This window comes from Bradyrhizobium sp. I1.14.4 (assembly GCF_050435825.1).
GTDB lineage: Bacteria > Pseudomonadota > Alphaproteobacteria > Rhizobiales > Xanthobacteraceae > Bradyrhizobium.
This window is the reverse complement of sequence record NZ_JBNDLA010000001.1, coordinates 223,158-237,200: the sequence shown is the minus strand read 5'-3', so window position 1 is coordinate 237,200 and position 14,043 is coordinate 223,158. Positions and strand designations below refer to the sequence as shown.

The following is a 14,043-nucleotide window of genomic DNA, read 5'->3' as shown; positions in this document are numbered from 1 at the left end:
GTTCCTTGGAGGGTTCTTGCGCCGCGTCAGGGCTTGAGTTCGACCTCGAGGAACACGATCTCGCTGGCCGTCTCGTTAAGCACGTCGTGCTGGACCCCGGCCTTGCGGAAATAGGACTTGCCGGCCTCGAGCTGCGCCTTCGAGCGCCCGCCGTTCGGCGCCACAATCGTCATCTCGCCTGCCGTGATCGGAACGATGACGTAGTCCATCTCGTGGGTGTGGTGGCCGGTGGCGCTGCCCGGCGCGAGCCGCCATTCGGTCACGCGAACCTCCGCCGTATCCACCTGGACATCCGATTTGGCGCTGAGCATTGTCACATTTTTCTCCAAGCTTTTTGTTTGCGGTGATCTCCGCGCCAACGCGTTCCGCATTGGCGCGACGGAAACCGGTCTCCACTTTTCCGGATCATGCTCTACGGCACGAAAACCATGAATACAAACACGGCGAACACCACCATGTGCACGAGCCCGAACAGGATGTTGGTGCGGCCGGTTCCGAAGGTGAGCATGCTGACCATGAAGGTGAGCAGCAGGATCAGCATATGCTGGTTGCTGAGGCCGAGCACGAGCTGCTTGTCGAGCGCATAGGCGGCAACGGCCACCGCCGGAACCGTGAGCCCGATGGTGGCGATCGAGGAGCCCAGCGCGAGATTGATGCTCTTCTGCAGGTCGTTCTTGCGCGCCGCCGACACCGCGGCAACGCTCTCCGGCAACAAGATCAGGGCGGCCACCACCAGGCCGGCAAAGGCCGGCGGCGCACCGATCTTGACGGTGACGACATCGACCACCAGCGAGAATTTCTTGGCCAGCAGCACTACCGCCAGCAGCGAAACCAGCAGCAGGGCAACACTGATCGCCGTCATGCGGTCCGACATCACCTCGCCATGCGCCGCCGCCTCATTGGCGCCGCTGACGAAGTAATCGCGGTGGCGGATGGTCTGGGTGTAGAGGAACACCGCATAGAGCAACAGGGTCACGACGCTGATCACGGCAAGCTGGGCCGTGGAATAGATCGGGCCCGGCGCAGTGAGCGTGAAATTCGGCATGTCGAGTGTGATGGTCGCGAGCACGAACAGCACGCTGAGGTAAAGGTTGGCGCCGGTGATCTGAAAATCCTGCTCACGGTAGCGGATGCCGCCGATGAAGATGCAGAGCCCGACCAGGCCGTTGCAGACGATCATCACCACCGCAAACACGGTGTCGCGCGCCAAAGTCGGCGCCGGCGTGTCGCCCAGCATGATGGTCGAGATCAGCGCGACCTCGATGATCGTCACGGCCAGCGTCAGGAGCAGCGTGCCGAACGGCTCGCCGATCCGCTCGGCGATCATCTCTGCATGGTGGACGGCCGCAAACACCGTGCCGAACAGGATCACCAGCAGGACGGCCGCGAACCCCCAGCCTCCGGCCGATGGCGCGAATCCGTAGCCAGTGACCGTGACCGCGCCGAACATCAGCATCGCCAGAACGGGATACAGCCAGGCCGACCGCGGCATCGGTCCGTGTGCGCTCATATGGTCAGACCTCTCAATTCGACTGGCACGATTATGCGACAGACAATCGCTGCCGTCAGCCTCTTGCGGCGTCGATAAATTGCCGCGCCGTCACTATCGCACCGAAATCGTCGAGATTGTCGTGCCCGCCGCCGGGTAGGCGCACGAGTTGCTTAGGCTGATGGGCGAGGCCGAACAGGCGCTCGCCGAAACGGATCGGGATCACCGGATCGCCGGTGCCATGCATGATCAGGATCGGCACCGTGACGCTGATGATTCGCTGGTCGGAGCGGAATTGATCCCGCATCAGCAGGCTGACCGGCACATACCAGAAGTGCGCGCCGGCAATGTCAGCCGTCGACGTGTACGGCGCCTCCAGGATCAGCTTGCCGACCGGATGCTCGGCGGCGAGCGCGACCGCAACGCCGGTGCCGAGGGAGAATCCCCAGGCCACAATCTGCTCGACCCGGTATCGCGCGGTGGTGAACGCGTAAGCCGCCGCAGCGTCCTGCAGCAGCCCATGCTCGCTCGGAGATCCGCTCGAGCCTGCGTAACCCCGGTAGGACAGCGCCACCAGCCCGGCGCCGTCGGCCGTGATGCCCTTGAAGCGGGCCACGCGGCCGGCAAGGAAATCGCCATTGCCGGGAAAGAACAGCACGACCGGTCGGCCCGGCTTCGCCGGTACATGCCAGACGATGACCTTCTCGCCGTCGTCGGTGGTCAGGACATGCTCTTCCGCTTCGGGAAGACCGGCGGCGGCGGGCGCCGTCCGCCCGACCGGCGGGATCGGAAACAGCAGTTCGCGCTGCTTGACGTACAGCGCCACGAGCCCGCCGAGATAGACGACGACCGCAGCGATCACGAGCCATTTCAGGATTGCGAGTGCCAGCGCCATCACCGGTGGCCGCTTCTATGTCTTGCCGCGGGGCTTGAGCAGCTTCTCGACCTCGGACTTGATGTTGTCGAGGACCGGCCGGCACGCACACGCATGCGCGACATGCCATTTGATGCGCTGCTCGCGCGTGGCCCGGGGCGACATGCGATGCAGTCGATGCCAGTCCCGGTTCAGGGCCATCGCCGCCCGCCTTACATCGCCTTGACGATGTTCTCGGTCACCTTCTTGGCGTCGCCGAGCAACATCATGGTGTTGTCGCGATAGAACAGCGGATTGTCGATGCCGGCATAGCCTGATGCCAGCGAGCGCTTGATGAACATCACGGTGCCGGCCTTCCAGACCTGCAGCACCGGCATGCCGTAGATCGGCGAGGTCTTGTCCTCTTCCGCGGCCGGGTTGGTGACGTCGTTGGCGCCGATCACGAAGGCGATGTCAGCCTGGGCGAACTCCGAGTTGATGTCCTCGAGCTCGAACACCTCGTCATAGGGCACGTTGGCTTCGGCCAGCAGCACGTTCATATGGCCGGGCATGCGGCCGGCCACCGGGTGAATGGCGTATTTCACCTCGACGCCTTCCTTCTTCAGGATGTCGCCCATCTCGCGCAGCGCGTGCTGGGCCTGCGCCACCGCCATGCCGTAGCCGGGCACGATGATGACCTTGGAGGCGTTCTTCATGATGAAGGCGGCGTCATCCGCCGAGCCGAGCTTGGCCGGCTTCTGCTCGCCGCTGCCGCCACTGGCCACCGCCGTCTCGCCGCCGAAACCGCCGAGGATCACCGAGATGAACGAGCGGTTCATCGCGTGGCACATGATGTAGGACAGGATCGCACCGGACGAGCCGACCAGCGCGCCGGTGATGATCAGCGCGGAGTTGCCGAGTGTGAAGCCGATGCCGGCTGCGGCCCAGCCGGAGTAGGAGTTCAGCATCGAGATCACGACCGGCATGTCGGCGCCGCCGATCGGGATGATCATCAGCACGCCGAGCGCCAGCGCGATGATCGTGATCAGCCAGAAGTCGAGCGCGCTGCCCGACATCACGAGGCCGACGATGAAGAACACCAACGCCAGCGCCAGCACGATGTTGATGATGTGGCGGAACGGCAGGATGATCGGCGCACCGCTCATCCGGGCCGAGAGCTTGAGGAACGCGATCACCGAGCCGGTGAAGGTCAGCGCGCCGATCGCGACGCCGAGCGACATCTCGACCAAGCTCTGCGGATGGATGTTGCCGGGCGTGCCGATGTCGAACGCCTCGGGCGCATAGAACGCGCCGGCGGCGACCAGCACCGCGGCCATGCCGACCAGCGAATGGAACGCGGCGACGAGCTCGGGCATCGAGGTCATCGGCACCCGGCGCGCGATCACCGCGCCGATGCTGCCGCCGATCGCGATCGCGACGATGACCAGCAGCCAGGCGACGCCGTCGGCCGGCGGATGGCTCGCCAGCGTGGTGCCGACCGCGATCGCCATGCCGATCATGCCGAACATGTTGCCCTGGCGCGACGAAGCCGGGCTCGACAGGCCGCGCAGCGCCAGGATGAACAGGACGCCGGCGACGAGATAGAATACTGCAGACAGATTGGCGCTCATCTCAGGTCCCCCAAATCCCTCATCACCCCGAGGTGGTTGCCGCTCACTTTGCTTTCTTCTTGTACATCGCCAGCATGCGCTGGGTGACCAGGAAGCCGCCGAAGATATTCACGCAGGCGAAGATCAGCGCGACGAAGCCGAAGCCGCGGGCCCAACCCGAGCCGCTCGAGACCATGCCGACGCCGACCGCAAGCAGCGCGCCGACCACGATCACCGAGGAGATCGCATTGGTCACGCTCATCAGCGGCGTATGCAGCGCCGGGGTCACCGACCACACCACGAAATAGCCGACGAACACGGCGAGCACGAAAATCGACAGCCGGAACACGAACGGATCGACGGCCTGCGCGAGATGCTCCATGGCTTCTCTCCTTACTTCGGCTGGAAGTTGGGATGGATGACGGCACCGTCCTTGGTCAGCGCGGTGGCCTTCACCAGCTCGTCGTCCCAGTTGACCGCGAGCGCCTTGCTGGCCTTGTCGACCATCGTCTCGATGAACGAGAACAGATTGCGCGCATACAGGCTCGAGGCCGAGGCCGCGACACGGCCGGCTACGTTGGTGTAGCCGACGATCTTGATGCCGTCGGTCTCGACCACCTCGCCGGGCCTGGCGCCCTCGACGTTGCCGCCACGCTCGACCGCGAGATCGACCAGCACCGAGCCGGGCTTCATCGATTTCACCATCTCGCCGGTGACCAGCTTCGGCGCCGGACGGCCCGGGATCAGCGCGGTCGTGATCACGATGTCCTGCTTCTTGATGTGCTCGGCGGTGAGCGCGGCCTGCTTGGCCTGATACTCCTTGGACATTTCCTTGGCGTAGCCGCCGGCGGTCTGGGCGTTCTTGAACTCCTCGTCCTCGACGGCGAGGAATTTCGCGCCGAGCGATTCCACCTGCTCCTTGGTGGCGGGCCGCACGTCGGTCGCGGTCACGACGGCGCCCAACCGCCGCGCGGTCGCGATCGCCTGCAGGCCGGCGACGCCGACCCCCATCACGAACACCTTCGCGGCCGGAATGGTGCCGGCGGCGGTCATCATCATCGGGAAGGCGCGGCCGAAGGCCTCGGCGCCCTCGATCACCGCCCGGTAGCCGGCAAGGTTGGCCTGCGAGGACAGCACGTCCATCACCTGGGCGCGGGTGATGCGCGGCATCAATTCCATCGCGAAGCCAGACACGCCGGCATCGGCCATCGCCTTCAGCGCGGCCTCGTTGCCGTAGGGATCCATGATCGCGATGACCAGCGCGCCGCGCTTGTATCTGGACAGTTCGGAGGCCTCGGGCCGCTTCACCTTGATGATGATGTCGGCGTCCTTCAGCGCGTCGGCGCTGACGGTTGCGCCCGCTGCGGTGAGCTCCGAATCGGGCAAGCCCGACTTGACGCCCGCACCCGGCTCGACCGCGACCTCGGCGCCGAGCGCCTTGAACTTCTTGATCGTATCGGGCGAAACCGCAACCCGCGGCTCGGACGGATCGATTTCCTTGGCAACGGCGATCTTCATGGGCCCTCCGGCGGCGCGCGCGGCGCACGCGTCTTCAAACTAGCGTTATTTTTGCCAGATTGGATACCCGGTATTTGCTACCGGGCTCGACAGGAATTCCGGCACCGCCGCGGGACGGCGAGGCCACTAGCCGATCAGAGATCAGACCAGGAAATAGGCCATCAGGGCGAGGAGGATGGCGACGCTGATGGTGCCGTATTTGACCAGCATGATAAACCCTTCATAGGTCTGCTCATGTGCCACGTAGTCGTTGCCGTCGGCGGTCGTATAGGCCACTTCGCTATGATCTGCCATCGCTGTCCCCAGTCAGAAATTCGCGTTCCGCGAGCCATTACCGCAAACGGGTTGGCAGGGCAACGGCGCGGTCTCGATCGGCTGATTTGGAACGCAAATCGTTCCGGATCCGGGCGGTCCAGCGGCGGCCCGCCGCCGCGCCTTGGGCAGGATTGATCCTCCAAAACGCGCACACAAGGTTATGCCGTGCGGCGCAAAACGCCGAACGAAGCTGCGTTGGGACCGCGCTGCAGCCCGGCCAGCCAATCCCTGCGGCGGAAGGCCCGATGGGCGTCAGCCCATCGTCTCCAGCTCGTCGATCATGCCGGCGATGACGGACAGGCCGCCGTCCCAGAATTTCGGGTCCTTGGCGTCGAGCCCGAACGGCCGCAGCAGTTCGGAGTAGTGCTTGGTGCCGCCCGCGGCGAGCATGTCGAGATAGCGTTCGGCAAAGCCCTCGGACGCGTGCTCGTAGACCGCATAGAGCGAGTTCACCAGGCAATCGCCGAAGGCATAGGCATAGACGTAGAACGGCGAGTGGATGAAGTGCGGAATGTACATCCAGAACGTCTCGTAGCCCGGCTTGATCTCGATCGCCGGTCCGAGGCTTTCGCCCTGCACGCTGAGCCAGAGCTGGCCGATCCGCTCGGCGGTGAGCTCGCCGTTCTTGCGCTCGGTATGAACCGCGCGCTCGAATGAGTAGAACGCGATCTGCCGCACCACGGTGTTGATCATGTCCTCGACCTTGCCCGCGAGCAGCGCCTGGCGCTGCTTGGCGTTCTTGGTCTGGGACAACAGCCGCTTGAAGGTCAGCATCTCGCCGAACACGCTCGCGGTTTCCGCGAGCGTCAGCGGCGTCGGCGCCATCAGCGCGCCGTTCTTCGCCGCCAGCACCTGATGGACGCCGTGGCCGAGCTCATGCGCCAGCGTCATCACGTCGCGCGGCTTGCCCTGATAGTTCATCAGCACATAGGGATGCGCCGACGGCGTGGTCGGATGCGAGAACGCACCGGGCGCCTTGCCGGGACGGACCGGCGCATCGATCCAGCGATCGCTGAAGAAACGCTCCGCGATCTCGGCCATTCTTGGCGAGAAGCCCTTATAGGCCGACAGCACCATGTTGCGCGCCTCGGGCCAGGCGATCGTGCCGGTCGCCGCGAACGGCAGCGGCGCATTGCGGTCCCAATGCGGCAGCTTCTTCTTTTTGAACCAGCCGGCCTTCAGCGCGTAATAGCGATGCGACAGCTTCGGATAGGCCGCGCGCACCGAGGCGACCAGCGCGTCGACCACCTCGCGCTCGACGCGGTTGTTGAGATGGCGGGAATCCGCGACATCCTGGAAACCGCGCCAGCGGTCGGAGATTTCCTTGTCCTTGGCGAGCGTATTGGTGATCAGCGCGAAGGTGCGCTCATTGTCCTTGAAGGTCTTGGCAAGCGCCTGCGCCGCAGACTTGCGCCGGTCCCCCGCCTTGTCCTGCAACAGGTTCAGCGTCGGCTCGATCGCGAGCTCCTTGCCCGCGACCTTGAAGCGCAGGCCGGAGATGGTCTGGTCGAACAGCCGGTTCCAGGCCGCGTAGCCGCTCTGCGCCTTTTCGTGGAACAGCTGCTCGACGCGATCCTCGAGCTGGTACGGCTTGTCCTTGCGCAGATCCTCGATCCAAGGCCGGTAATGGCCGAGCTCGGGTTCGGCCATCGCGCGCTCGATCACATCATCGTCAACGCGATTGAGCTCGAGCGAGAAAAACAGGAGGTGCACCGATGCCGCAGTCAGCCGCTCGGAGACATCGCCGTAGAATTTCGAGATTGCGGGATCGACGCTGTCGCCGGCATGGACGAGACCGGCATAAGAGCCGAGACGGCCAGCCAGATCGTCGATCGCCTCGTAGCGACGGACCGCCTCGGCAAGCCACTTTCCGCCGCCCTCCCTGCCGGTATTTTCGGCAAGCTTGCCCTTGTAGTCGGTCTCAAACGCGACGCAATCTGCATCCATTTTCTGCAAATCGCGTGCAACCTCTGGCGCGTCGATACCTGAGTAGAGATCTGCCAGATTCCATACCGGAAGCTGACCGGTCTTGTTGGCTGCCTTTTTTGCCGCCGGGCCGGCTCCAGCCGGTTTGCGTTGCGCGGCCGTCTTGCGCAGCGCGGCTTCCTTGCGGAGAGCGGCCTTGCTGAGAGCAGACTTGTTGGAAGCAGTTTTAGAGCGCGAGGTCATCTTGTTCGAAACCTTACTTCAGTCGGAAAGATGTCGGCGGCGGTGGAATGAGAGCGGGTTTGCAACGTTTAAGAGTGCGTTAATCGGCATCGGCGACAGTGCCCCGATTCGAGACAAATAATCGTAGCGTGCGGGGAAAACCATGGCTGCCACCATTTTGATCGCCGATGATGACGCAGTACAGCGTCGTTTGGTTGAAAACATGGTGCAGAAGTGCGGCTATGAGCCCCTCGTCGTGGACAGTGGCGACGCGGCGATAGCGGCCCTCACCGCATCCGAGACGCAGGCGATCGATGCCGTCGTGCTCGACCTTGTGATGCCGGGCCTCGACGGTCTCGGAGTCCTCGCAAAGATTCGTGAAGCTGGTTTGAACGTCCCGGTCGTCGTGCAGACCGCGCATGGCGGCATCGACAATGTCGTGTCGGCGATGCGCGCCGGTGCCCAGGATTTCGTCGTCAAGCCGGTCGGCTTCGAGCGGCTGCAGGTTTCCCTGCGCAACGCCCTCAACGCGTCGGCGCTGAAGGGCGAATTGCAGCGCATCCGCCACAGCCGCGAGGGCCGGCTGACCTTCTCCGACATCATCACCCGCAGCGAGGCCATGGCCGGGGTGCTGCGCACCGCACAGAAGGCGGCATCCTCGACGATCCCAGTGCTGATCGAGGGCGAGTCCGGCGTCGGCAAGGAACTGTTCGCGCGCGCCATCCACGGCAGCAGCGAGCGCAAGGCCAAGCCGTTCGTCGCGGTGAACTGCGGCGCGATCCCGGACAATCTCGTCGAATCGATCCTGTTCGGCCACGAGAAGGGCGCCTTCACCGGCGCCACCGAGCGCCACCAGGGCAAGTTCGTGGAGGCCCATGGCGGCACCCTGTTCCTCGACGAGGTCGGCGAATTGCCGCTGGCCACGCAGGTGAAGCTGTTGCGCGCACTGCAGGAAGGCACTGTCGAGCCGGTCGGCGGCCGCAAGCCGGTCAAGGTCGATGTCCGCATCATCTCGGCGACCAACCGCAAGCTGCTTGATCTCGTGAAGGCCGGCCAGTTCCGCGAGGATCTGTTCTATCGCCTGCACGTTCTGCCGCTGACCATTCCAGCGCTGCGGCAGCGCCGCGAGGACATTCCGCACCTGTTGCGGCATTTCCTGGCGCGGTTCTGCGCCGAGGAGAACCGCAACATCACCGGCATCAGCGGCGATGCAATGGCGCATCTCGCCCAGCTCGATTGGCCGGGTAACATCCGCCAGCTCGAGAACACGGTGTATCGCGCCGTGGTGATGAGCGATGGCGACCAGCTCGGGCTGGCGGACTTCCCGCAAGGGGCCTCGCATCCGGTGCCGGAAGGCAAATCCCTGCAGGGCGAGCCGCTGGTGGTGTCGCCCTCCACGGCACCTGCCATGATCTACGGTAATGAAATACCGCCAACTGCCGCCCTCACCACCGCCGGCAGTCTCTCGATGCTCAATGCCGCGGGCGAGGTCCGCCCGCTAGAAGATCTCGAGAACGAGATCATCCGCTTCGCGATTTCGCATTATCGCGGACAGATGTCGGAGGTCGCGCGCCGCCTCAAGATCGGCCGCTCGACCCTCTACCGCAAACTCGACGAAGCCGCGGCGGGCACTCGCACGAGCGACGCCAGTTAGGCCTTGAGGCCGACAAGGCCAATCCAGGGAACCTTTTGAACCGTGTCGTGGCGGTGACAGACAAAGGCTGTGCCGCGTGGCAAAAACGCACGGCCCGAGCGAAATCAGCTGCTTCGAGGTCAGTTTGTCGTGAGTTGCCCCGTATGGCGCTGGCTGCATAAGAGGGGCAAATGTAACGTCTGCGTTCGTTGCGTGCAGACGTGCGAGTCGATCGAGTGGCCGGCGCTTTCGCGCAAGCTATGAAACCGAATACCGATTTGAACTGTTCCAGAATCCGAGGGGCAGTTCCACCCAGGGGGTGTGAAAATGCGTGACTGTTCGAACCACCGTCGAGGATTTGACCGCGTATTGATGGCTGTCGCGGCGACCTTCCTCACGGTGTCCGCGACCTCGGCCTTCGCGCAGGACACGCCTCGCTCCAGTGCGTCGGAACTCGCGATCGACGCTGCGATCCCGCGCCCCGAACCGGCCAACGTGCCGCCGCCCACCGCAAACGATTTCAAGGCCGACACCACCGCCGCGCTGCCTGACGCAGCCAAGCCCGTGGATGCGAAGCCGACCGACGTGCAGGCGACCGAGGCGAAGCCTGTCGACACAACGCCGGTCGACGCGAAGCCGGCAGAGCCGAGCACGACGGCAAAGGCCGTCGAACCGAAGCCCGCCGATGTCGCGACTGCGCCGGCGACGAAGCCCACAGATGCGCCGAAGACCGATACCGCGGTCGCTCCGCCTGCGGCCGCCACCGCAACTGCGCCTGCCGCAGGCGCCGCGCCGGCAACGGCCACGGCGCCCGCCGCAGCTCCGGCGCCCGCCACGGCCGCTGCTCCGGCCACGGAGCCCGCGAAGGCCGCGAGCAATGTTGCCGCCGAGGATCAGCCGGTTGCCGACAAGCTGCGTGAACTGCTCGCCAGCAAGTCGCTGCGTACCTTCGATCGCAAGAACGAGCGCGCAGCCGCCGAGAAATTCTATTCGGCGCGCGAATACGCGCCGGTTTTCATCAAGGCCGGCAAGCTGACCGACACCGGCAAGGGCGTCATCGCCCGCCTGAAGGATGCCGCCGCCGACGGCCTCGATGCTGCCGATTATCCGGTGCCGGATTTCGCGGCGGCTGCTACCGCAGATGCGTTGGCCGACGCCGAGCTGAAGCTCGCGGCCAGCATGCTGGACTATGCACGCCAGGCCCAAAGCGGCCGCATGCACTGGTCGCAGGTGTCGGCTGATATTCTCTATCCAGAGCACCCGATCGATCCGGCCGAAGTGTTCACGAATGTGACTTCCGCCAAGGACGCATCCGCCGCGCTCGACGGCTATAACCCGCCGCAGAAGCTCTACAAGGAGTTGAAGAAGAAGCTCGCCGAGCTGCGTGGCCAGGGCGACGGCCCGGTGATCACGATTGCGGACGGCCCTGCGCTGAAATACGTGCCGGCGCGCAAGAAGCAGGCCGCGGTCGAGATGGACGATCCGCGCGTGCCGGACCTGCGCAGCAAGCTCGGCATCACCGAGAATGCCGACAGCACGAAGTATGACGCGACGGTTGCGCGCGCGGTGGAGAGATTCCAGAACGGCGTCGATCTCAAGCCATCAGGCGTTCTCGACGAGCGCACGGTCAAGGCGCTGAACAATCCGAAGCGCGACCGGCAGATCGACACCGTGATCGTCAACATGGAGCGCTGGCGCTGGCTGCCGCGCCAGCTCGGCGCCGGCAGTGTCGGCAATGCCTATGTGATCCTCAACATCCCCGACTATACGCTGAGGGTGATGCAGAACGGCGCGCCGGTCTGGACCACGCGGGTCGTCACTGGCAAGCCCGGCCAGCATGCCACGCCGCTTTTGACCGAGACGATGAAATACATCACGGTCAACCCGACCTGGAATGTGCCGCCGTCGATCATCTACAACGAATATCTGCCGGCCCTGCAGCAGGATCCGACGGTGCTGCAGCGCATGGGCCTCAAGCTCGAGCGCAATCGCGACGGCACGATCCACGTCTCGCAGCCGCCGGGTGAAGCCAACGCGCTTGGCCGCATCCGCTTCAATTTCCCGAACAAGTTCCTGGTTTATCAGCACGACACGCCGGACAAGTACCTGTTCGCCAAGGACGAGCGCGCCTTCAGCCACGGCTGCATGCGCGTGCAGAATCCGGATCAGTACGCTTCCGTGCTGCTCAACATCACCGAGCCGAACCAGCACTACACGCCGGAGCGGATCCGCAGCATGTACGGCTCGAGCGAAGTCGATCTGAAATTCCCGACGCCGATTCCGGTCAACATCACCTACCAGACCGCGTTCGTGGACGATGCCGGCAAGCTGCAGATCCGCAGGGACATCTACGGTCGCGACGCCACCATGCTGTCGCTGCTCAAGAACAGCCGCGGCAAGGATCTCGAAACGGTGGTGGCGCATGCCCAGCCGAGCTATTCGCGGCCGCCGAGCAGCAGCCTGCCCCCGGGCGTCAACGTCGCCGGCGACAACAGCGGCTTTGGTTCTTCCGGACCGAACTTCTTCGAGCGCCTGTTCGGGGGATTCGGACAGCCGGAGCCGCAGCCAGTCCGCCGCGGTCAGGCCCAGCAGCAGCGCCGGGTGATCACCCGCTAATCCGCCCCGCCGCCAGATTGCGATAGATTTTGAAGCAAAATCAACGATCTCGCTTAAAAAGCGAGATCGTTTACGTTAACCATTTCCTGTCTCGGTCGGGAAGCTGGGCTATCTTTTGCCACACTCCCCCAGTTAGTTAAGCCCAACTTGGGGGCGGGTCGGTAAACCTCGGTTAACCCTCCCGCTTTAAGAAAGCGTTCACCGTCTTCCGCAGGGGGTCTGCGAAGATGCCGACCGAACGCTCGTCGACTGGGTGGGCTCTTAAGTGCTGGCTGTCTTCGCACGCCGCTGCAATCTGCTGTCGCTGCCTAAGGCCGGATCCCAAGTCGGCCTGACTGCGCTATTGCTGTTGGCGGGCGCCGGATCGGTGCATGATGCGACTGCGCTGAACCAGACCCGCACCCTCTCCTTCCACCACACCCATTCCGGCGAAGACCTCACCATCACCTTCAAGCGCGACGGCCGCTACGACGAAGGCGCGCTGAAGCAGCTCAACCACTTCCTGCGCGACTGGCGCAGCCAGGATGAGACGGTGATGGACCGTCACCTGTTCGACATCCTCTGGGAAGTCTATAACGATGTCGGCGGCAAGCAGCCGATCCAGATCATCTCCGCCTATCGCGCCCCCGCCACCAACGCCATGCTCCGCCGCCGCTCCTCGGGCGTTGCGCGCCACAGCCAGCACATGCTGGGCCATGCAATGGACTTCTTCATTCCGGGCGTGCCGCTCGAGCAGATCCGCTACGCCGGCCTCCGCCTGCAGCGCGGCGGCGTCGGCTTCTACCCGACCTCGGGCTCGCCGTTCGTGCATCTCGACACCGGCGGCATTCGCCACTGGCCGCGGATGACCCGCGAGCAGCTGGTCAGGGTGTTCCCCGATGGACGCACCGTCCATGTCCCGACCGACGGCACGCCGCTGAAGGGCTATGAACTTGCCAAGGCCGACATCGAGCGCCGCGGCAATGGCGACGATGCCGCGACCATCAGCAAGCCGACTCTGTTCGCGAAGCTGTTCGGGGGCGGCAAGTCGAGTGACGATGAAGACGAAGGCGCGGCTGCCGTGAACGACAAGCCTGCCGCCAACACCGTGGTTGCGGCCGCCGCACCCGCCAAATCCGCCGATCCCATTCCGATGCCGCGCGCCAAGCCGCAGTTCGCCGCCGCCATCCAGCTCGCCGCCGCCGACGCAGATCTCGTCCCGATGCCGAAGCCCAAGCCGGCGGTGCAGACGGCCGAAAACAGCGAGCCGAAGCCGGAATCGCCCGCCGACATCATCAATGCCCGCGGCTTCTGGGGTGACGAGACGGCGACGCCGAAGCAGGCATCGGCGGCGCAGATCGCCGCGCTGAAGGCTCGTGAAGCGGTTGGCGCCGCAGATCCGCAGACCACCGCCAGCGCGACCGAAAACTTCAGCAAGGCGCTCGCCTACGTGCCGACTGGATCGCCGGTCGATCGCGCCAACATCGTCGCGGCGACGGCGCCGATCCCGCGCAATGTGCGCCCGACCCGCAACGCCGCGGCCCCGAGCACCGAAATCAACACCGTCGTTGCGAAGGGCGCACCCGGCCAAGGCGTGATCACCACGTCCGCGCGGATCTCGGCCGCCAAGGGCAACGATGTCTGGATGCGCGTGGTGATGCTGGCGCCGAGTGCGAGCAGCAGCATGCTGACCACGGTGCTTGGCGACACCGATATGACCATGATGCGGGCTCATTTCGTGAAGCCGCAGGCCTCCGTCGCGATGACCTTCTCGGAAGATCCGATGATGGGCATGACCTGCGATCGCTTCTCGGGCTCGTCGACCGCCCTCCTGACGACCCAGTCCTTCGTGCTGCGCACCGCCTCGCTGCGCTGAGCCTCT

At 64.7% G+C, this 14,043-nt stretch carries 12 protein-coding genes; 3 read left to right on the top strand and 9 right to left on the bottom strand.

What is annotated here, in order from left to right; genetic code table 11:
* Nucleotides 1-26: 26 nt before the first annotated feature.
* From ABIB78_RS01065 to ABIB78_RS01025, 9 genes are all read right to left on the bottom strand, one after another.
* On the bottom strand, nucleotides 27-311 hold the full coding sequence (locus ABIB78_RS01065) for a cupin domain-containing protein (protein ID WP_429021496.1): 285 nt from the start codon (nucleotides 309-311) through the stop codon (nucleotides 27-29).
* Nucleotides 312-412: 101 nt separating this feature from the next.
* Nucleotides 413-1,510: a calcium:proton antiporter gene (locus ABIB78_RS01060; RefSeq protein ID WP_429020431.1), complete on the bottom strand. Its 1,098-nt coding sequence runs from the start codon at nucleotides 1,508-1,510 to the stop codon at nucleotides 413-415.
* Between the two features lie 55 nt (nucleotides 1,511-1,565).
* Nucleotides 1,566-2,384: an alpha/beta hydrolase gene (locus ABIB78_RS01055; RefSeq protein ID WP_429020429.1), complete on the bottom strand. Its 819-nt coding sequence runs from the start codon at nucleotides 2,382-2,384 to the stop codon at nucleotides 1,566-1,568.
* A 15-nt stretch (nucleotides 2,385-2,399) separates the two neighbouring features.
* Nucleotides 2,400-2,564, bottom strand: coding sequence for a hypothetical protein (locus ABIB78_RS01050; RefSeq protein WP_429020427.1), 165 nt, complete (start codon nucleotides 2,562-2,564; stop codon nucleotides 2,400-2,402).
* Nucleotides 2,565-2,575: 11 nt separating this feature from the next.
* Nucleotides 2,576-3,973: an NAD(P)(+) transhydrogenase (Re/Si-specific) subunit beta gene (locus ABIB78_RS01045; protein ID WP_429020425.1), complete on the bottom strand. Its 1,398-nt coding sequence runs from the start codon at nucleotides 3,971-3,973 to the stop codon at nucleotides 2,576-2,578.
* Nucleotides 3,974-4,016: 43 nt separating this feature from the next.
* On the bottom strand, nucleotides 4,017-4,334 hold the full coding sequence (locus ABIB78_RS01040) for a proton-translocating transhydrogenase family protein (RefSeq protein WP_016841609.1): 318 nt from the start codon (nucleotides 4,332-4,334) through the stop codon (nucleotides 4,017-4,019).
* An 11-nt stretch (nucleotides 4,335-4,345) separates the two neighbouring features.
* Entirely contained in the window at nucleotides 4,346-5,470 is a 1,125-nt protein-coding gene (locus ABIB78_RS01035; RefSeq protein WP_429020421.1) for a Re/Si-specific NAD(P)(+) transhydrogenase subunit alpha, read from the bottom strand.
* 141 nt (nucleotides 5,471-5,611) lie between these two features.
* Entirely contained in the window at nucleotides 5,612-5,764 is a 153-nt protein-coding gene (locus ABIB78_RS01030; protein WP_229167891.1) for an aa3-type cytochrome c oxidase subunit IV, read from the bottom strand.
* 273 nt (nucleotides 5,765-6,037) lie between these two features.
* Nucleotides 6,038-7,954 (bottom strand): M3 family oligoendopeptidase, encoded by a 1,917-nt coding sequence (locus ABIB78_RS01025; RefSeq protein ID WP_429020419.1) that lies wholly within the window; start codon nucleotides 7,952-7,954, stop codon nucleotides 6,038-6,040.
* A gap of 142 nt (nucleotides 7,955-8,096) precedes the next feature.
* Here ABIB78_RS01025 and ABIB78_RS01020 point away from each other — a divergent pair, with 142 nt between their 5' ends.
* The 3 genes from ABIB78_RS01020 to ABIB78_RS01010 all read left to right on the top strand — a co-directional run bounded on the left by ABIB78_RS01020 (nucleotide 8,097) and on the right by ABIB78_RS01010 (nucleotide 14,037).
* Complete coding sequence (locus tag ABIB78_RS01020) at nucleotides 8,097-9,587, top strand: sigma-54-dependent transcriptional regulator (RefSeq protein ID WP_429020417.1); 1,491 nt, start codon at nucleotides 8,097-8,099, stop codon at nucleotides 9,585-9,587.
* A gap of 306 nt (nucleotides 9,588-9,893) precedes the next feature.
* A complete protein-coding gene (locus ABIB78_RS01015) occupies nucleotides 9,894-12,182 on the top strand; it encodes a L,D-transpeptidase family protein (RefSeq protein WP_429020415.1) in 2,289 nt (762 codons plus the stop codon).
* Nucleotides 12,183-12,447: 265 nt separating this feature from the next.
* Nucleotides 12,448-14,037: a DUF882 domain-containing protein gene (locus ABIB78_RS01010; RefSeq protein WP_429020413.1), complete on the top strand. Its 1,590-nt coding sequence runs from the start codon at nucleotides 12,448-12,450 to the stop codon at nucleotides 14,035-14,037.
* Nucleotides 14,038-14,043: the final 6 nt, after the last annotated feature.

Coding starts and splice junctions, on each gene's coding strand:
- ABIB78_RS01030 (WP_229167891.1), bottom strand. CDS start 5,764: ATGGCAGATCATAGCGAAGTGGCCTATACGACCGCCGACGGCAACGAC.
- ABIB78_RS01055 (WP_429020429.1), bottom strand. CDS start 2,384: ATGGCGCTGGCACTCGCAATCCTGAAATGGCTCGTGATCGCTGCGGTC.
- ABIB78_RS01020 (WP_429020417.1), top strand. CDS start 8,097: ATGGCTGCCACCATTTTGATCGCCGATGATGACGCAGTACAGCGTCGT.
- ABIB78_RS01050 (WP_429020427.1), bottom strand. CDS start 2,564: ATGGCCCTGAACCGGGACTGGCATCGACTGCATCGCATGTCGCCCCGG.
- ABIB78_RS01015 (WP_429020415.1), top strand. CDS start 9,894: ATGCGTGACTGTTCGAACCACCGTCGAGGATTTGACCGCGTATTGATG.
- ABIB78_RS01045 (WP_429020425.1), bottom strand. CDS start 3,973: ATGAGCGCCAATCTGTCTGCAGTATTCTATCTCGTCGCCGGCGTCCTG.
- ABIB78_RS01035 (WP_429020421.1), bottom strand. CDS start 5,470: ATGAAGATCGCCGTTGCCAAGGAAATCGATCCGTCCGAGCCGCGGGTT.
- ABIB78_RS01025 (WP_429020419.1), bottom strand. CDS start 7,954: ATGACCTCGCGCTCTAAAACTGCTTCCAACAAGTCTGCTCTCAGCAAG.
- ABIB78_RS01065 (WP_429021496.1), bottom strand. CDS start 311: ATGCTCAGCGCCAAATCGGATGTCCAGGTGGATACGGCGGAGGTTCGC.
- ABIB78_RS01060 (WP_429020431.1), bottom strand. CDS start 1,510: ATGAGCGCACACGGACCGATGCCGCGGTCGGCCTGGCTGTATCCCGTT.
- ABIB78_RS01040 (WP_016841609.1), bottom strand. CDS start 4,334: ATGGAGCATCTCGCGCAGGCCGTCGATCCGTTCGTGTTCCGGCTGTCG.